General features: G+C 42.0%; 17 protein-coding genes. 6 read left to right on the top strand and 11 right to left on the bottom strand.

Annotated elements, in window-relative coordinates:
- The first annotated feature begins 25 nt into the window (after positions 1-25).
- Positions 26-1,000, top strand: coding sequence for an endonuclease/exonuclease/phosphatase family protein (locus tag MHO82_RS05180; RefSeq protein WP_239182796.1), 975 nt, complete (start codon positions 26-28; stop codon positions 998-1,000).
- Here MHO82_RS05180 and MHO82_RS05175 read toward each other — a convergent pair.
- The 4 genes from MHO82_RS05175 to MHO82_RS05160 all read right to left on the bottom strand — a co-directional run bounded on the left by MHO82_RS05175 (position 984) and on the right by MHO82_RS05160 (position 6,306).
- Positions 984-2,339 carry an O-antigen ligase family protein gene (locus MHO82_RS05175; RefSeq protein ID WP_239182795.1) on the bottom strand — a complete coding sequence of 452 codons (1,356 nt, stop codon included), beginning with the start codon at positions 2,337-2,339 and terminating at the stop codon, positions 984-986. The genes MHO82_RS05180 and MHO82_RS05175 overlap by 17 nt on opposite strands.
- Positions 2,332-3,762 carry an oligosaccharide flippase family protein gene (locus MHO82_RS05170; protein ID WP_275440520.1) on the bottom strand — a complete coding sequence of 477 codons (1,431 nt, stop codon included), beginning with the start codon at positions 3,760-3,762 and terminating at the stop codon, positions 2,332-2,334. Before MHO82_RS05170 ends, MHO82_RS05175 begins: the two co-directional genes overlap by 8 nt.
- 235 nt (positions 3,763-3,997) lie before the next feature.
- On the bottom strand, positions 3,998-5,017 hold the full coding sequence (locus tag MHO82_RS05165; protein ID WP_239182793.1) for a glycosyltransferase: 1,020 nt from the start codon (positions 5,015-5,017) through the stop codon (positions 3,998-4,000).
- A 113-nt stretch (positions 5,018-5,130) separates the two neighbouring features.
- Positions 5,131-6,306, bottom strand: coding sequence for a glycosyltransferase (locus MHO82_RS05160; protein ID WP_239182792.1), 1,176 nt, complete (start codon positions 6,304-6,306; stop codon positions 5,131-5,133).
- A gap of 148 nt (positions 6,307-6,454) precedes the next feature.
- Between MHO82_RS05160 and MHO82_RS05155 the strand changes: the two genes are divergently transcribed.
- From MHO82_RS05155 to MHO82_RS05145, 3 genes are all read left to right on the top strand, one after another.
- Positions 6,455-7,378, top strand: a complete 924-nt coding sequence (locus tag MHO82_RS05155; protein WP_239182791.1) for a glycosyltransferase family 2 protein — start codon at positions 6,455-6,457, stop codon at positions 7,376-7,378.
- Positions 7,379-7,497: 119 nt separating this feature from the next.
- Positions 7,498-7,686 carry a hypothetical protein gene (locus MHO82_RS05150; protein WP_239182790.1) on the top strand — a complete coding sequence of 63 codons (189 nt, stop codon included), beginning with the start codon at positions 7,498-7,500 and terminating at the stop codon, positions 7,684-7,686.
- Positions 7,687-7,866: 180 nt separating this feature from the next.
- Complete coding sequence (locus MHO82_RS05145) at positions 7,867-8,043, top strand: hypothetical protein (protein ID WP_239182789.1); 177 nt, start codon at positions 7,867-7,869, stop codon at positions 8,041-8,043.
- 88 nt (positions 8,044-8,131) lie between these two features.
- Here the strand turns inward: MHO82_RS05145 and MHO82_RS05140 are convergent, their stop codons facing one another.
- From MHO82_RS05140 to MHO82_RS05110, 7 genes are all read right to left on the bottom strand, one after another.
- On the bottom strand, positions 8,132-8,890 hold the full coding sequence (locus tag MHO82_RS05140; RefSeq protein WP_239182788.1) for an SDR family oxidoreductase: 759 nt from the start codon (positions 8,888-8,890) through the stop codon (positions 8,132-8,134).
- A 14-nt stretch (positions 8,891-8,904) separates the two neighbouring features.
- Positions 8,905-9,801 (bottom strand): 3-hydroxyisobutyrate dehydrogenase, encoded by an 897-nt coding sequence (mmsB, locus tag MHO82_RS05135; protein ID WP_239182787.1) that lies wholly within the window; start codon positions 9,799-9,801, stop codon positions 8,905-8,907.
- Between the two features lie 36 nt (positions 9,802-9,837).
- Complete coding sequence (locus MHO82_RS05130; protein ID WP_239182786.1) at positions 9,838-10,986, bottom strand: enoyl-CoA hydratase/isomerase family protein; 1,149 nt, start codon at positions 10,984-10,986, stop codon at positions 9,838-9,840.
- A 55-nt stretch (positions 10,987-11,041) separates the two neighbouring features.
- Entirely contained in the window at positions 11,042-11,884 is an 843-nt protein-coding gene (locus MHO82_RS05125; protein ID WP_275440519.1) for an enoyl-CoA hydratase, read from the bottom strand.
- Complete coding sequence (locus MHO82_RS05120; protein ID WP_239182785.1) at positions 11,884-13,038, bottom strand: acyl-CoA dehydrogenase family protein; 1,155 nt, start codon at positions 13,036-13,038, stop codon at positions 11,884-11,886. Before MHO82_RS05120 ends, MHO82_RS05125 begins: the two co-directional genes overlap by 1 nt.
- A gap of 44 nt (positions 13,039-13,082) precedes the next feature.
- Positions 13,083-14,576 carry a CoA-acylating methylmalonate-semialdehyde dehydrogenase gene (locus tag MHO82_RS05115; RefSeq protein ID WP_239182784.1) on the bottom strand — a complete coding sequence of 498 codons (1,494 nt, stop codon included), beginning with the start codon at positions 14,574-14,576 and terminating at the stop codon, positions 13,083-13,085.
- An 88-nt stretch (positions 14,577-14,664) separates the two neighbouring features.
- Positions 14,665-15,864, bottom strand: a complete 1,200-nt coding sequence (locus MHO82_RS05110; protein ID WP_239182783.1) for a thiolase family protein — start codon at positions 15,862-15,864, stop codon at positions 14,665-14,667.
- Positions 15,865-16,122: 258 nt separating this feature from the next.
- Here MHO82_RS05110 and MHO82_RS05105 point away from each other — a divergent pair, with 258 nt between their 5' ends.
- Together MHO82_RS05105 and MHO82_RS05100 are read left to right on the top strand one after the other, a co-directional pair.
- Positions 16,123-16,521, top strand: coding sequence for a MerR family DNA-binding transcriptional regulator (locus MHO82_RS05105; RefSeq protein ID WP_239182782.1), 399 nt, complete (start codon positions 16,123-16,125; stop codon positions 16,519-16,521).
- Positions 16,522-16,560: 39 nt separating this feature from the next.
- Positions 16,561-17,730: an isovaleryl-CoA dehydrogenase gene (locus MHO82_RS05100; RefSeq protein ID WP_239182781.1), complete on the top strand. Its 1,170-nt coding sequence runs from the start codon at positions 16,561-16,563 to the stop codon at positions 17,728-17,730.
- Positions 17,731-17,772 lie beyond the last annotated feature (42 nt).

Below are 17,772 nucleotides of genomic sequence, written 5' to 3'. Positions count from 1 at the left end.
AATTCCTAATGGAGAACGATTTTCGATGATAAAACCGTGTTTTCATCCTCTTTTCGTATGTATTTTCCTTGTCGCTGCCATCATTTTTTCGCTGGGATTAATCCTTTTCACCATTCATCAAGTTTCTGATTTGTGGGAATTTGATATTGCTTTCGCCTTAATGAACGCAACCTCTTTTCTCTTATTTGTTGTCACTCTGCTTTTCTTAATCACGCAACGTTGGCGTACCAGTTTATTCCTTTTTTTTACACTGATACTCATCCAGTCTCAGAGCAATGGCTCTTATATTTCCAATAAATTTGCAAAACGAGGCGCTTTTTGCCAAAACGAGTTTCATATTCTGCAATTTAATCTGTCTTACTTCAGCCACGCATATAAAAGTTTGCTCTCCCATTTAAAGTCGCAGAATTACGATTTAATCGCACTCCAAGAGGTCAGTCCGAATCAAGGTAAACTGTTAATTAACAAGTTAAGGGAGGAATATCCATACCAGATAGGTGGTACGCCTATTATTGGTTTTCCGAGTGGCCAACTTCTTTTAAGTAAAAGTCCTTTTATTGAATTTAAGATCCATGGGGCTCAAGGTGAAAACCAGCTTATTTCAGCCTTATGGCAAAGCCCTAACTATGAACCAATCCATCTCATTGCTGCCCATGCACCATCGCCACGGTCGAACCAATTATGGCAACAACGAAACCAAACATTACACCGTATTGAGCGACTTTTTGAACGCTATAATTTACCCAATATCATGGTAATTGGCGATCTCAATACACCTCCGAATAGCCAGTACTATCAGAAAACCTTTCACGAACTCCAAGACAAACCAGTCATAAGCTGGCCTAACATTGAATATTTAGGACAATTTATCGGAGTCGCTATTGATCATTTATTGGTATCATCACCGCTCACTTTATGTCATCGCGAAGCGGTTTCTGAATTACGCTACTCTGATCATTTTGCCATTGTTTCTAGTGTCTCAGCTAAGATTTCCGATTAAGCAACGGCCTTTTGAATGTCATGTTGTCCATCGCAATGGTTAAGCCAAATAAGATATACAAAGGCCAACTAAACCCTTGGGTTAAAAATGTACCGCTAACACAAAACCCAACCACTCCACCCAATATGGCTTCAGCATAAGGAGCTAGATGGGTATCGTTTTGTCGGTGATATAAAACCAGCCTCATCGATAGCTTTACTAACATTCCTACAAAAGCTAAAAACAAACCCATTCCGATAAAACCCGTCTCCGCGAGAACTTGAAACCAAGTGCTATGAACAGCATGATTTTTACCATCCCAATGAGAGCTGTAAAAATAGTAGTTTGGTACAAAGTTTTGTGGTCCGACTCCTGTTAAGGGATCAGCGACTGCCATTCCTACGGCAGCTCCCCACGCATAAATACGCCCCATCGCGGATTCATCAATCCCCTCTTCTTGCGCCCCTCCAGATTGGCGGCCAGAAATGCCTGCTGCGGCCATTAAAATCATAAGCGCAAGCCCACCGCCAACAATAAGTAAGGCTTTATTTCTCACTCTTGCGTAAACATACACCCCTAGCACAGCAACAAACCCTAACAAGCCTCCTCGACTTTGTGTTGCAATGATCGCAGAGCCGAGTAAACACACCACAAGAAAACCAATAACACGCTGCCAAGTGGGTAAAGATTTTGCAAAAAAGACAGAAAAAGCAAACGAGATAGGGAAAGTCAGCACCAGAGAAAGGTCATTGGGATCACCTAAAACGGAGCCAATATCTCGGCTAATCGTCACCCGAGTCCCTTCAACAAGCCCAATTCCCATCGCTTTATTCTTAAGTGCCACGATCGCAATGGCAGAGCTACTGATCAAGATCCCCCAAGTTAATATCACAAACTCTTTATGTGTCTTCACTAGCATCGAGACCATAAATGACATTAAGATCACTTTGATATACACACCATTAAGCATGGCAAACGACTCAGGTCGATTGGTGGCAAATACACCGCATATGTAGACCCATAAAGCAAAAAATAACAGTAACTTACTTTCTTTTTTTAACTCAATAACTTCCTCTTTATTCAACCAAAGATGCAGCGAAAAACCTGCGATGGTCGCTAGTGCAAACAACTGTGGAATACGAAATGGCATCAAGACAGGAAACGCTTCGTGTATTCTAAAATAAGAAAATAAAATAAAGCCTAAGCAACTAAAGTAAGTCATTGGCATTAATAAGATCACCGCAAATGGCAACAAAATCAACCCAGCCATAAATATAGGCTGACCTGTCACATACCAAATACAGCCCAGTAAAAGAGAAGCGCAAAGGGCAATACTGGCTTGAAAGGAAGCGCTATCCATTTATTTTTCTTCTTTTTTTAAAAAGCCAGTCAAGTAACGGTTCAAGATCTAATATCTTGCTCATCACACCATATAGAAGTATTAATACTGAAACGATCAAAAAATACCCGCCATAGAAATACGTAGGTATATAAGTAACAGAAGCTACACTGGCTATAATCATAAATATAAACAGAGGTATTAATTTATGATAAGAATATGAGATGTAGACTCTCTTTTGGCTTAATACTAAAAAGACCAAAAATCGACCTAAGAAAATAAGATTTAGAGTAATCACCAAACCAAGTATTCCCACCTCTTTTATGGTAAAAAAGTACAGCCCTAACGCAATAACAGCAAAACTAAAGTTCACCATGGGAACAGAAACTGGATTTTCAGAAATATAGCAACCGACATCAACAATGCCCGTTAATAATTTCCAACAAAAAGCCAGACATAAAATAGGTAAATAAATAAGTGAAGCATGATATTCAACGGGAGTGACTAAAGTCACTAATGTAAATCCAACCGCAGTGCCTAGAAAAATAACACTCAGCGTAGAAATAATCAGCTGCTGATGGAGATATAAAGCCCTATCTAAATTTGCTTTATCTTTTACTACTTCGAAACGTTTTGGCATCCACCATGTTTCAATAGCCCCCACAACCGTTGCCACCATTTCCATTATCTTCATCGTAATCGCGTAACTAGCGAGTAAAGAAGGCCCTAATAAATTGCTAAGTAGCAAACGATCGAAACCTTGTACTGCGAACATACACAGTGATGCCGCAATCATGTAGGACTGATAACGGATAATTTTAATGATTAACGAAAGATCAAACGCCCCTGATAACTTATGCCTACAAAATCCATAAGATAAAATAAGACCTATACTATTAGACAGTAATGATGCGATAAGAATCGACTTTATTCCAAAGCCAGAACTTAGAAGCCCGATGGACAGAATAACCTGGGTTAGAGATTGGGTAATGGAAAGGTAAAAATACTCTTTTGAACGCTCTTCAATACGTATCCAAATATAGAATGGCGGTTGCAGCATCATTACCCATACCGTGCATGCAACAATAACCTTTATGGATGGTTCAAGTTCAGCTTCAATTGATAATAAAACATCAAAGCTTAGCCAAATAATCAGAGATAATATTGCCCCGTAACATAAGCTCACAAGCACAGCAGAGGTCAATAGCTGACAACGTTCATTATCTGTTGTTGTTAGTGAATAGAAACGCGGTAAAGCACCACCCGCAATTTCCAGTAAAGAGATAAGAGAAAGTGTGATTAAGATGGTTTCTAAAATACCAAACTCGGTGACAGACAGATACGACGTCGTGAACGGGAGCAACAATAAGCCAATGCCTTTTTGCATTAGAATAAGCACACCGTATGTCAGTATGTCTTTAGCGGTTTTCCCTAACGCCCTCATAGCTGATCCTTACACTATGCTTATCAATAATAACTTATTCAATGCAAGTTAATTGCCAGCTATTGACTAAATGACGTAAAAACATAAAGACAAAACTCTACATAAATAACTGATTAAACATTGAATAGTGATAATTCAAACCAGAAAGAAAAACTATATAATCCGAATATTAAGCCTACTTATTAATACTTTTATGTCTATTAATTTGCGTACTATTTTGCAAATAATAGAGGATTTATCTTTCTGTAATATCATGGATTGAGTGACCAACTTCACCCCTGTCTTCATTCATTAAATAGTCATTAATTGCTATTGCTGCTGACCGAAACATACGGTTATTCCCTTCTAATGAATCTGCATAAGAAAATCCGCGCTCAGAATAATGGTTATACGTATGCTCATCTTTTAACTTAATAATACACTCTTTAATTTCATGAAAGTTTCCAGGAGACACCATCATCGCCATATCATTAGTTAATAAACCATTGGTTGATGCACCCTTGGTAATAATACAAGGCTTCTTAAAGTACATTGCTTCCAAATAAACACTAATTCCTGCGGGTTGAATAGCATCATATTTTATAGGAATGGCAACAACCCACGCTTGAGACAGATAACCATAATATTCTTCACGACTGAGCTCCTCACGAATGACTATGACATTATCTGGTAAATTAAACTCATTTAATTCTGCATTATGTTCTATTTGCCTAGCATAACTTAGCAAGATGACCAGCTTTACATCTAATCCGCGCACAGCCTCAACCAATGTATTATAATCACGTTGGCTAGCCCCACAACTAATGATCATATTATTTGATTTATTACTCGATTCCATCCCATAATTATTCGCTTTGAAGGGACTGTATAGTCTAGGAACATCCTTTATTCCATATACATAATCATACCCACTAAGGTCTTTATGTATGGTAATTAATACACTGATTTTCTTTAATGCCCAAGACTTTATCGGTAATAAAGTCCTCTGCTTTAAAGAATTGGGCCTAGCAAGAACCAAATCAAAGTAAATTATTCTCATTTTTCTATTCAATATTGCTTTAATCAGTGCAATTAATATATAAGTCGTACTACTAGGGCAATAAAAAATAGCAGTATGGCTTTTTATTAGTGACCATACTTTTTGAAAAAATGAAAAATCAGAATTTAACAACACTACTTCATGACCATTTTCCAAGTTAACTAATCGTTTATACATCGCTTCATTATCTGTTACCCATGTGTTTCGCTTATTCATTTTGCCCCCTAAATTTATTCGAAAATATGATAAACAAAGACTGTTTAGATTAAGGATTTAAAATACATCAGTTAATTTAACTATTCCCTCAGATTAGAACAAGTTCATCTAAACTAAATAGATATATTGTCTTCAATGGTATTAGAAAGTTTTTTAGCTTGAATATCCGATGTGAATAATTGATTAACACGATGGTATGAACATGTCGTCATTATGTCTATTTCATGTTTTTCCATTCCCTTTAACTGTAATATTGCTTGAGCTAAAGATTTAATATTGTCGGGTTCAATACGAATGGCACACTCTTCCGTTAGCATTTCTTTACAGCCCATAAAATAAGTAGTGATAATTGGTAGCCCCATCGACATCGCTTCCTTAATTATCACAGGCCCTGTATCACGATCACCATTAGTGGCCATTCGAAAAGGCATCACCAGTGCAGAATATTCACAACTGTGCTGACTTAACCACGTCGATTGCTTTGAGCCGAGAAAGTTTACCCATTTTTCAAGATTTAACTCCCTACATATCTCTTGAAGCTGACTTTTCAAAACACCATCGCCCACAATATCTAAGTGAGGTCGTTGTGCTTCCTTAATCAAACATAGCGCATATATAAGGTTATCTACTCCTTTCGTTTCACATAATCGCCCGACAAAAATAAGCCTACCTTGTTTGTTATATGCCTTAGAAGACAAAGGAAAGCGATTGGCTTCAATGCCACAATAAATTAATTCCACATTCGCATGCGGTGACTGTTTTTTGAAATCCAACAACATGTCTTTGCAAACTGCAACGGAAAAATCCACAGATTCTAATTTCAAACGTAAATCCGCTGGGGACGCATACACATCATAACCATGGCCCACAAATGATACACTGGCCCCACAAAAGCGGGCGGCGACAATAGCGATTGCTGCTGTATGCTGAGCAAAATGAGCATGAAAATGATTACATCCTTGCTGCTTGGCCAAATAAGCCAACTTTAATCCCGACCAAATTAACGAATGAAATCGTAACCCTTTTTGTTTAAAAGCGAAGATAAGACCACTGATGAAGCTTTTTTTAAGGCAAAACAAACCTTTAAGATTCGAATTCATGTGATAGGTGTTAAGATAAATAGCTCTACGTCTTAAAGGTTCATCATGGCATTGATATTCCACTTGATCATCAGCAAGTGCAAATGGCGTGACTTCATGACCACAACGTTCCATTGCTCGTATCTCCGTACCAACAAAAGTCTCAGACAGCACCGGAAAGCTCGATAAAACATACGCTATTTTTCTCATATTCATGTCCATTTATTCACTGCTATGAACACCATCAAAGCAATTAATATTCCAGCTTAAATTACTGCTATCGAAAATACCTATACTTCATAACAGGGAATAAATTTTGCTACGCGGAACCTAACCCCGTTCGTCTATGAGGTGCTATATGAACTATTTTGTTCCAGATTGCAGCGTTATCATTCCTTCTCACAATGCGATCCAATATTTACCCAAAGCACTGCTTTCCATTCAAGGGCAACATATTAAAGAAGTGGAAATTATCGTTGCTAACGACAACTCAAATGATGGCACACAGGAATGGTTGGAAACACATAAGGTGATTTACCCCAATTTAAAAGTGCTCAATCTACCTGGTGTTGGACCTGCTAAAGCGCGTAATGAAGCCATCAAAGCAGCCACAGGCACATACATCGCTTTTCTTGATGCCGACGACACATGGCAGTCAGGTAAACTACTAAAACAACTCACCTATATGCAACGCAACCCCGATGTTGTGTTGAGCTTTACAGATTATCGCCATGTTTATAATGATGGTAAATTTGGTCATACCTGCTTTAGCTCTTGGCCACAATTTGCTAAACAACTTACGAAAGACCCCGACTTTAGAATATTAATTAACGCTAAGAGCCAAATATTTGCAGAAAATGTGATTGGCACTTCCACTGTTGTATGTCGTAAAGACGCTCTGCTTCGTGTTGGGTTATTTGATCCTAATTTACCTTCCGCAGAAGATTGGGACCTATGGCTAAAACTAGCAAATATTGGAAAATTTTCCCTAACCGAACGCTGCCATACTCAATACCTAGTCCACGCAGGCTCCGAAACCAGCAAAGATGACGCGAGATTAAAAGCCATTGAAATGATTCAACGCCGACACAGTAAAGAGAATGTGAAAACATGGGCAAAACGCATAGCAAGTGTGGGCCTTAGTGTGGGTAAAGCCGAATTTTGGCTTGCGAGACAAAAGCCATTAAGAGCCCTGCCATACCACATAAAAGCACTCTGCTTAGCGCCCGATCAACGCCGATTACGAGAAACACTCGCAGATCTTAAAAAGCTCACTGTTTAAAACGACATACCTACTGGTTCTTTATGATGCTAAGGAAAGATTTCAAACATCTTGCAATAACCAAAGCTTCTTCAGGTCTGTCTATTCAGTATAAAAAATAAAGGACATGGGTTAACCGAATGGACATTGAAATTTACATGCCCTGTAACCCCGACTGGCTATGCAATACTATCGGGGGGATTTACATTATCGGAGCAATAGTTGGTGCTATTGCTTTTATCTTACTTTTGCGGCGAGAATACAAAAAATTAACAAAAAGCAAACCTTTGCGTAAAAATAAAGTGTCGGATAGACATCAAAAAAAGTAACTAACAGTTGCAAAATGCCTTTCATTTGTTACGGTTCTGCCGCCTGTCTAACTTGGCTTAAATCATAATTGTTCCATAAAATTGCGATTTAATTGTCATATCCACCCTATAGACTGGCCGTGTTTGTTAACCATAACGCCTTAACAGACAAGAGAAAATATAATAGAAGAGAGGCAAATTATGTTTAGCATTGAAGGTATTTGTGATTGGTGTCATCAACCAGCGATGGTTCTACAGTTAAACTACTGTGATGGTATTAAGCACCACTCCTGCGAAAAATGTAACGACTACGCAAAACAAGATGTTCGTCAATTCAATCTAGCCGAAATGGCCTTAAGAGATCAAAACAAAGACTAAGATTTCCAACACAGTCATATGGCTGAGCGGAATTCATTACCTACATCGTGAAATAATGAAGTCCGCTCACAGATACACTTAAGCTTCGTTATAAACGAATCCCTCCATCCGTTTCTAACACCCGCCCTGTGTAATAATCATTTTCAATAATAAATCGCACACTCTGTGCAATCTCTTGTGCTTCACCCAAACGGCCCAATGGCACCATTTGTTTTAAACGCTCACGAGCTTCTGGCTTCATACCGTCTGTCATAGCTGTTTTAATTACACCGGGAGCAATTGCTGCTGCGCGTATACCATAACGACCAAGTTCTTTTGCCCAGCATACTGCCATCGTGGCAACCGCTGCCTTAGACGCAGAATAATTGGTCTGCCCCATGTTACCAGCCCGAGAAACACTGGAAATATTAATGATGACTCCATGCCTTCCGGTTTCAATCATTCTCACTGCCGCTTCACGACCACATAAAAACGTTCCAGTGACATTCACATCCATCACTGCTTGAAAATGATCCAACGACATTTTAGTCACTTCATCGTTTTTCACTTTCACTAACATTCCATCGCGCAATAAGCCAGCATTGTTGATCAGTCCATCAAGGTGACCAAAATCATGAACAATCCGCTGAAAAACGTTTACAACTGCTTCTTCATCACTCACATCCATGCAATACATGACGGCCTTAACGCCCTCTTCATGACACAAAGTCGAGGTTTCCAATAAGCCTTCTTCATTCAAATCAATTAATGCGACTTGAGCCCCTAATTTCGCCAGTGTTATCGCCATTTCTCGGCCTAACCCTTGACCTGCCCCTGTAATGGCAAATACTCCGTTTTTTACTTCCATACCGCGTTTACATCCTATTTATGGCTGAAAAATTCAAACAGACTTGAAAAATCCCGCTCTTCATTTCCGTTTGAATTGTGTATGGCGTACAAATTCCTTGCCAGTGTTCCCATCGGAATCGATGACTGACTTTGAATTGCAGCCTCCATGGCTAAGCCTAGATCCTTCACCATTAATTTGCCCATAAATCCACCACGATAGTCATTACTAGAGGGCACATTCTCCATGATCCCAGGGCACGGATTGTAGACTTCTAAAGCCCAATTTTTCCCTGAACTTTGCAGCATAATGTTCGTCAAGACTTTTGGATCAAGCCCATGATCTATACCAAGATTTAGTGCTTCACAAGTCCCCACCATTAGGGTCGCAAGCATGATGTTATTACAGATTTTTGCAAGCTGCCCTGCTCCTGCTTCTCCGGCATGAAAAACATTTTTCCCCATGACCTCTAAAATCGGTTTTGCTTGTGAAAAATCGCCTTCTGAGCCACCAACGATAAACGTTAATGTGCCCGCGGCAGCTCCAGCAACACCGCCTGAAACAGGTGCATCTACAAACCCGATACCACGTTTACAAGCTTCGTGAGCCATTTGTTTTGCTGTAGCAGGATCGATAGTGGAAGAGTCGATAATAAAGGTCTTATCATCGATTAAAGAGAAAACTCCGGGACCATCGTCGTTATCTAAATACACTTGGCGAACATGCTGACCCGCCGGTAACATCGTCAGCACAATACTCACTTTATCGACAACAGAAGTCAGATCTGAACACGCAATCGCCCCGTGCTCTGCAACTTTTTCTATCGCTTTAGGATTCAAATCAAACACATTGACTTGATAACCCGCTTTTAGCAAATTAATGGCCATTGGAGCGCCCATATTACCTAAACCAATAAACGCGACTGTTTCCATGTTCAACTCTCCTTTTAACCTTGAATATTAGATTTATTATTGAAGATGTTGCAAAGGGTGAAATTCACTTGGCCACAGAGAAGTAAACAGATCATCGATATCGCTGACATCTACCTCTTCTATGCTGCTGTATTTCCAGTTGGGATCTCCACATTTATCGATAAGTAAGGCTCTCACCCCTTCTTTAAATTCACCAAACAAGCCACTTTTTACCGATAAGGTAAGCTCAATCTGAAACGCCTCTGCCAAGCTGGATTCTTGATATTGCGTCATTTGTCGGTAGCAAATATGAGCCGATATTGGGCTGCCTTTTGATAAGTTATCTTTTGCGTTTTTCAACCATGGTTCTGTGCCTGCTATTTGCTGAATGTTGTTATACACACCACTTAAACTATCGGCTGATCCTGCTGCTTGAATTTGCTCTAAAAACGGCATTATCTGAGAAGAAGGGAGCTCAACAGGGTTTTGCTCTTCCAAAGCAATTAATAACTCTGTTACTCGTATGTGGTCTAAATCGCTACTAAGATCGCCGAGTTGATCACCACCTACCCATGCATTACGCTGTAATAAATTAAGTAAGTTTTGGTAGGTATCCGGAGAAACCATATGTTCAGCTAGCCCGAGCTGCTGCACATCGGTGGCGTTCAATCTTGCCCCTGTTAGACCTAGAAACAAACCAACCCCTTCTGGCAATTGATTTAAAAACCACGTCCCGCCAACATCTGGGTACAAACCTATGGTTATTTCTGGCATAGCCAAGCGGGTTGCCGGCGTAATCACACGATGACTGGCTCCAACAAACAAACCAATGCCACCACCCATCACAATACCGTGCCCCCACACAATAATGGGCTTTTCGAAGGTATGAATTAAATAGTCACATTCATATTCCACTGTAAAGTAATGAGTAAGCTGGGTTTTGATCTGCTCATCAGACTTGGCTTCCGACATCACTTGGTACATAGAACGAATATCGCCACCTGCACAGAAAGCCTTTTCTCCCGTTGCTTTTAGCACAACACAAACAAATTTAGGGTCTCCTTGCCACTCTTTTAATTGGTGCTTGAGCTTTTCAAGCATGGTTAAAGACAGAGCATTTAAAGAAGCCGGATTATCGAGCTCTGCTATGCCAACCTTATGACCATCCATGCATTCTAACTCTGAAAAGTTAACCGTTCCCGACATAAGACTTCCTTCTTATTGTTGTAATACGTCATCATAATCATGTCTTATCTATGCGCTATTTGTTTTTCCATTCTGGCTGTCGTTTTTCTAAAAAGGCATTTACTCCTTCAGCTTGATCTTTCGTGTCAAACAAACCTACAAACAGCTCTCGCTCCATCCTTAGTCCATGATGCATGGGTGCAGTGCGAGTTTGCTGGATAAGCTGCTTACATACAGTGACCGCCGGAGGTGATTGATTAGCGACTTTATTTGCTAATGCCATCGCCGAAGAAAAGCTTTCCCCTTTATCGACGACCTCTTCAACTAAGTTTAATGTTTTCGCGACATCTGCATTTACTCGTTCACCGCACAAGATCATCCGTTTAGCCCAGCCCTCCCCGACAATACGAGTTAGATGTTGGGTTCCACCAGCACAAGGCAATAAACCAACAGACGCTTCCGGTAACGCCATCACCGCTTGCTCTTCTGCGATACGAATATCACAGGCTAGTGCCACCTCTAACCCGCCCCCCATGGCGTAACCGTTAATGGCAGCAATGGAAACCCCTCTAAAATTAGAAAGCGTTTCAAATGCCAAGCCAAATTTTTGTGCCATTTCTACCGCGATGGTTTTATCACCACTGGCAAACAGATTAAGATCCGCCCCTGCTGAAAAGAATTTTTCGCCTTGCCCCGTTATCACTAAAGCATAAACTGATGCGTCTTTGTTTAACGCTTCTATTAAGGCAGTTAAACCCATTAAACTCTCAGCAGTCCATGTATTGGCTGGTGGGTTATTCATCGTAATAACTGCCACATGATCATGCATTTCTACCAGTAAACCTTCTGCATGAGGTAATGGAGGAGCCGACTTCGTAACTTGCTTTCCTTTCTGAGACTTTTTACTGGATTTTGCCATTACATGATCTCCGTACCTTCTGTCAGTAATCGCCGAGCAATAATAACTCGCATGATTTCGTTGCTGCCTTCTAAGATCTGATGAACTCGAACATCACGGAAATACCGCTCCAACGGGTACTCTTTAATGTATCCATAACCACCAAAGATCTGTAGAGCTTGGTCACACACTTGGAAACCCACATCAGTCGCAAATCGTTTCGCCATGGCACAGTAAGTCGTTCGTTCGCTGTTTTTCTGATCAAGCTTGAACGCTGCTAACCGTACCATCTGCCTAGCTGCCACTAACTCAGTTGCCATGTCTGCCAGCTTAAATTGTAGCCCTTGAAATTGAGAAAGCGGCTGCCCGAACTGTTTTCTATCATGCAAATATTGCGTCGCAAGATTTAGAGCTTGTTGAGCTGTTCCCACCGAGCAGGTTGCAATGTTCACTCGCCCACCATCTAAACCCATCATGGCGAACTTAAAACCTTCACCTTCTTTGCCGAGTAAATTTTTTACAGGCACTTTCACTTTATCCAGTGTTACAGTTCTTGTTGCTTGGCAATTCCACCCCATTTTCGGCTCTTTTCGACCATAGCTGATTCCTTTACTGTCCGCTGGCACCACAAACGCCGAAATTCCTGAAGCACCTGAGCCTCCTGTTCTTGCCATCACAATTAATACATCCGTATCACCTGCACCTGAAATGAATACTTTTGAGCCAGACAGTACGTACTCTTCCCCTTCATGTGTAGCACTTGTGGTAAGAGACGCAGCATCAGAGCCTGCGTTCGGCTCCGTCAAACAATACGAAGCCAGTAAATCACCAGTCACTAATTTAGGAACAAGCTCACTGGCTAACTCTTCTTTCGCAAAGCTGGCCACCATCCAAGTCGCCATATTATGAATGGTTAAATAAGCCGTCGTTGCAGTACACCCCATAGCCAGCTGTTCAAAAATAATGGCGGCATCCAACCGACTAAGCCCCAAACCGCCATACTGCTCCGGTGTATAAAGTGCCAAAAAACCAAGCTCACCAGCTTCTTTAATGGTCTGCTTTGGAAACAGGGCTTCTTCATCCCATTGAGCGGCATAAGGCGCTAAAGATTGTGTCGCAAACTGGCGAGCCGTTTCAGCAAAGGCCAACTGATCATCATTTAAGTCAAAATCCATATTCACTCCTTATTTGAAATCCAGCCTTGTTACTTCAAATCAAGCTACCTCAAATGAATGGTCATGTTTGGCCCTGTTGGAATGTCTTCATCAAACCAGCGGGATGTCACGGTTTTCGTCTCGGTATAAAAACGAACCGCTTGCTTACCATAAGCGTGTAGATCACCATAAAAGCTGCCTTTCCAGCCCGTAAAAGAGAAAAATGGCAATGGCACAGGTACGGGAACATTGATCCCTACTTGGCCAACTTCGATTTGATGTTGGTATTTTCGCGCAGCCGCACCACAAGCCGTAAAAATAGAAGTCCCGTTGCCATAAGGGTTGTTGTTCACAAGCTCAATGGCTTCATCAAGCGTGTCCACTTCTAACGTCACCAGCACTGGACCAAAGATCTCTTCGTTATAAATGGACATGTCGGTGTTCACACCCGTAAAGAGTGTCGGCCCTACCCAGTTGCCTTTAGGGTAGCCTTCCACCACACAATCGCTGCCATCCAGAATACAATTGGCACCTTCTTTTTTACCTCTTTCAATAAACCCAAGCACTCTTCGTTTGGCTTGTTGGCTAATAAGCGGGCCATAACCTGCATTGTCGTCATTCCATGCCCCGGGTTGGACTTTTTCCATGGCCGCTTTCAGATCTGGAATCCACTCTTTGGTATCACCAACAAACACAGCGACAGAAATAGCCATACAACGTTGGCCTGCTGCCCCCACCGAAGAACCCACTAAATTGTTGATGACCTGTTCTTTATTCGCATCAGGCATGATCACCATGTGGTTTTTAGCCCCAGCAAAGGCTTGTACACGTTTGAGGTTCTTGGTGCCTTGCTGATAAATGTATTGGCCCACCGGAACAGAGCCCACAAACGAAACCGTACGTACTCGTTTATCCATCAATAATTGGTCCACTTGCGATTTTCCACCATGAACCAGTTGCAATACCCCTTCTGGTGCACCTGCCAAATAAAACAATTCCACCAAACGCACAGCGGTAAGTGGCACTTGCTCCGATGGTTTTAAAACAAACGTATTTCCCGACGCGATAGCCATAGGAAACATCCACAACGGGATCATGGCAGGAAAGTTAAACGGCGTAATACCGCAACAGACACCAAGGGGCTGAATATAAGAGTAACAGTCTATCTCACTTGCCACATTTTCTACGGTTTCTCCCATCATCATGCTGGCAATATTGGCAGCTTGCTCGACTACCTCAATACCTCGCCATACATCCCCTTTTGCATCAGCAATAGTTTTACCGGTTTCAAACGACAACACTTCGGCAATTTGATCGTGGTTTTCTTTCAATAAATGCTGGTAGTTGAGCATCAACCTTGCCCGCTCAGGCACTGGCACATTCTTCCATGTAGAAAAAGTTTGTTTGGCGTAATGAATCGCTCTGTCTATTTCAGACTCCGTAGAGCATGGTACTTCTGCGATCACATCATTAGTGGCTGGGTTAGTCACTTCTATCCATTCTTTAGCTTCTGATTGATAGAACTGCTCTTCCAAATACATAGGTACACGGTTTGTCATCTTTCTTATCCTTTTGCGATGGCATTGCGCTGCTACAAAAAAGTGAGAACAAAATAGCGTTCAACAACATACATTGTTCAAGCAAGTATTAAGGAACCTCTACGGCAATCGCGGTGGCTTCACCGCCACCAATACATAAGGAAGCTATCCCCTTATGCTCACCTCTTTGTCGTAAGGCATGAATGAGCGTCACGATGATCCTTGCACCGCTCGCGCCAATGGGATGGCCAAGAGCACAAGCACCACCATGAACATTAACCAGATCAGGGTTCAGTTTTAACTCTTTCACGGCATACTGAGTGACCATGGCAAAAGCTTCATTGATTTCCCATAAATCCACGTCTTCCACACCCCACTCCAATTTATCTAGTAATGATTCAATGGCAAATTTAGGGGCGATCGTGAACTCACCAGGAGCACGTGCGTGCGTGGAATGCCCTTTAATAATGGCAAGTGGTGCCAAACCCTGTTTTTTCGCTTCTTCACTGTCCATTAAGATCAATGCCGCAGCACCATCAGAAATAGAACTTGAATTAGCCGCAGTGACAGAACCCGCGGCATGCCCATTAGAACTGTGTTCAACAAAAGCGGGTTTTAAATGGGGAATTTTTTCTTCATTGACGGTAAATGGGGCTTCATCATGCTCAACCATAGTTGAAGTACGGCGCACGGTGAGCTTAATGGGATCGACTTCAGCGTTAAACCACCCGGTTTCAATCGCCTTTTTTGCACGACCAAGTGAGAGCAACGCCCACTCGTCCATCGCTTCTCTGCTGAAATGGTACTCATCTGCGGCCTTTTGAGCATACACGCCCATCAACTTGCCCTCGTACGCATCTTGAAGGCCATCCCAAAACATATGATCACGTACTTCTCCGTGGCCTAAGCGCATGCCTTTGCGGGCAGCAGGCATAAAATACGGGGCATTACTCATGCTTTCCATGCCACCAGCCACCACGGTTTTAAGCGACCGTGACTGAATCAAGTCGTATCCCAACATGACAGACTTCATGCCCGAGCCACACACTTTATTCAACGTGGTACATGGCACGGAATAAGGAATATTCGCTCCTATAGCGGCCTGACGAGCAGGAGCCTGACCACACCCAGCGGGTAATACGCACCCCATGAACACTTCATCGATACGCTCAGGAGGAAGGTGACTCTGCTTTAAGACACTGCGAATAGCATGCGCGCCTAATTCAGGTGCAGAAAGAGAACTTAGGCAACCTTGAAAACTGCCCATAGGTGTACGTTTTGCGGCTACTATCCAGACGGTATTTTCCATGACCTGACCTACATTCGTTGAGGTTGATTATGTGTTTTCACAACCTAGAAACTGAATTTTCGTCTGCCAATCTTTCGTACTACACATTCCCGATTCTGACAGAAACTGTAATTTCATCGAATAATTTTTTGCGCCTATGAATTAGTCTTACTAACATTTACGTAAACGTCAAGTTTGCAACATCGCTTTATCTTTAGCTTCAAAATCAAGTGCCATCAGCACCGCAACGATAACAAGCTAGCAAGGAGAAATACCTATATGGACACCTTTAAAATCAGTGAGCTGGCTAATGAATTTAATATTACAACACGCAGTATTCGCTTCTACGAAGATGTGGGCTTGATGTATCCAGAGCGTAAGGGCAGCACTCGAATTTACAACCATAAAGACAAAATTAGGCTCAAACTTATTCTTCGTGGTAAACGCTTAGGTTTCTCACTGGCCGAGATTCGTGAGCTACTTGAAATGTACGATGCCAACAAAAATACCGAGCAATTAACCCAAATGATTGAGCTTATCGATCAAAAAAAAATAGCCTTACAGCAACAACTCAATGACATTAACGCCGTAATGAATGAACTTAATCTTGCTCAGGAGCGCTGCCAAAATGCACTGCTGGATATAGACAGTTCAACACCACCACACTTAGCCAGTTAACATTTTTAATCTGGTCAATAACAACATTAAGGAGCGGCTATGCAATCGACTTATACCCCCTTAAACTTTGGGTTGGGGGAAACCCTCGACATGCTGCGCGAACAGGTCAATGGATTTGCAAACGGTGAAATAGCCCCTCTGGCAGCCGATATCGATCAGCAAAATGCCTTTCCAAATCATCTATGGGAAAAACTCGGTGAAATGGGCTTACTCGGCGTCACCGTTTCCGAACAATATGGTGGTGCAAATATGGGGTACCTTGCCCATGTCATTGCAATGGAAGAAATCAGCCGAGCTTCCGCCTCTGTCGCCCTTAGCTACGGTGCGCACTCCAACCTGTGTGTTAACCAAATTTTTCGTAATGGTACTGCTGAGCAGAAACAAAAATATTTACCAAAACTCATTTCAGGTGAACACATAGGCGCGCTTGCCATGAGCGAAGTGAACTCAGGTTCTGATGTGGTTTCCATGCAGTTAAAAGCGGAAAAAGATGGTGATGATTTTGTTCTGACTGGCAACAAAATGTGGATCACCAATGGGCCAGATGCGCATGTGTTGGTGGTATACGCCAAAACAGAGCCGGAGCTTGGATCTCATGGCATTACCGCTTTCATTATCGAAAAGGAATTTGCGGGGTTTAGCACCGCACAAAAGCTCGACAAACTCGGCATGCGCGGATCGAATACCTGTGAACTGGTCTTTAATCAATGCCGGGTTCCCACCACAAATGTACTGGGCGAGTTAAACAAAGGCGTACGAGTTTTAATGAGCGGCCTTGACTATGAACGTGTGGTGCTTGCCGCAGGCCCACTTGGGATCATGCAAGCCTGCATGGACTTAGTTGTGCCCTATATCCATGACAGAAAACAGTTTGGCCAATCTATTGGCGAATTTCAGCTGGTACAAGGAAAGATTGCCGATATGTACAGCAGAATGAACGCAGCCAGAGCTTATTTATACGCAGTAGCCGCCGCATGTGATCGTGGTGAAGCTTCCAGAAAAGACGCCGCTGGTGTCATTTTATATAACGCGGAGCTAGCAACCCAAATCGCCCTAGATGCAATCCAACTTCTTGGAGGCAACGGCTACATCAATGAATATTCCGCAGGCCGACTGCTTCGCGACGCCAAACTCTATGAAATTGGAGCAGGCACTTCAGAAATCCGTCGAATGCTCATTGGCAGAGAGATCTTTGAAGAATCTAAATAAGTAAGCTTGGGATACTCAAAACAAATAAGCGATCAGGAAGAT

The sequence above is a fragment of the Vibrio sp. Of7-15 genome (genome assembly GCF_022347565.1).
Lineage (GTDB): Bacteria > Pseudomonadota > Gammaproteobacteria > Enterobacterales > Vibrionaceae > NORP241.
This window is presented reverse-complemented; position numbering and strand designations above follow the sequence as displayed.

Coding starts and splice junctions, on each gene's coding strand:
- MHO82_RS05145 (WP_239182789.1), top strand. CDS start 7,867: ATGTTTAGCATTGAAGGTATTTGTGATTGGTGTCATCAACCAGCGATG.
- MHO82_RS05110 (WP_239182783.1), bottom strand. CDS start 15,864: ATGGAAAATACCGTCTGGATAGTAGCCGCAAAACGTACACCTATGGGC.
- MHO82_RS05125 (WP_275440519.1), bottom strand. CDS start 11,884: ATGGCAAAATCCAGTAAAAAGTCTCAGAAAGGAAAGCAAGTTACGAAG.
- MHO82_RS05115 (WP_239182784.1), bottom strand. CDS start 14,576: ATGACAAACCGTGTACCTATGTATTTGGAAGAGCAGTTCTATCAATCA.
- MHO82_RS05170 (WP_275440520.1), bottom strand. CDS start 3,762: ATGAGGGCGTTAGGGAAAACCGCTAAAGACATACTGACATACGGTGTG.
- MHO82_RS05120 (WP_239182785.1), bottom strand. CDS start 13,038: ATGGATTTTGACTTAAATGATGATCAGTTGGCCTTTGCTGAAACGGCT.
- mmsB (WP_239182787.1), bottom strand. CDS start 9,801: ATGGAAACAGTCGCGTTTATTGGTTTAGGTAATATGGGCGCTCCAATG.
- MHO82_RS05165 (WP_239182793.1), bottom strand. CDS start 5,017: ATGAATAAGCGAAACACATGGGTAACAGATAATGAAGCGATGTATAAA.
- MHO82_RS05130 (WP_239182786.1), bottom strand. CDS start 10,986: ATGTCGGGAACGGTTAACTTTTCAGAGTTAGAATGCATGGATGGTCAT.
- MHO82_RS05100 (WP_239182781.1), top strand. CDS start 16,561: ATGCAATCGACTTATACCCCCTTAAACTTTGGGTTGGGGGAAACCCTC.
- MHO82_RS05105 (WP_239182782.1), top strand. CDS start 16,123: ATGGACACCTTTAAAATCAGTGAGCTGGCTAATGAATTTAATATTACA.
- MHO82_RS05175 (WP_239182795.1), bottom strand. CDS start 2,339: ATGGATAGCGCTTCCTTTCAAGCCAGTATTGCCCTTTGCGCTTCTCTT.
- MHO82_RS05155 (WP_239182791.1), top strand. CDS start 6,455: ATGAACTATTTTGTTCCAGATTGCAGCGTTATCATTCCTTCTCACAAT.
- MHO82_RS05140 (WP_239182788.1), bottom strand. CDS start 8,890: ATGGAAGTAAAAAACGGAGTATTTGCCATTACAGGGGCAGGTCAAGGG.
- MHO82_RS05160 (WP_239182792.1), bottom strand. CDS start 6,306: ATGAGAAAAATAGCGTATGTTTTATCGAGCTTTCCGGTGCTGTCTGAG.
- MHO82_RS05150 (WP_239182790.1), top strand. CDS start 7,498: ATGGACATTGAAATTTACATGCCCTGTAACCCCGACTGGCTATGCAAT.
- MHO82_RS05180 (WP_239182796.1), top strand. CDS start 26: ATGATAAAACCGTGTTTTCATCCTCTTTTCGTATGTATTTTCCTTGTC.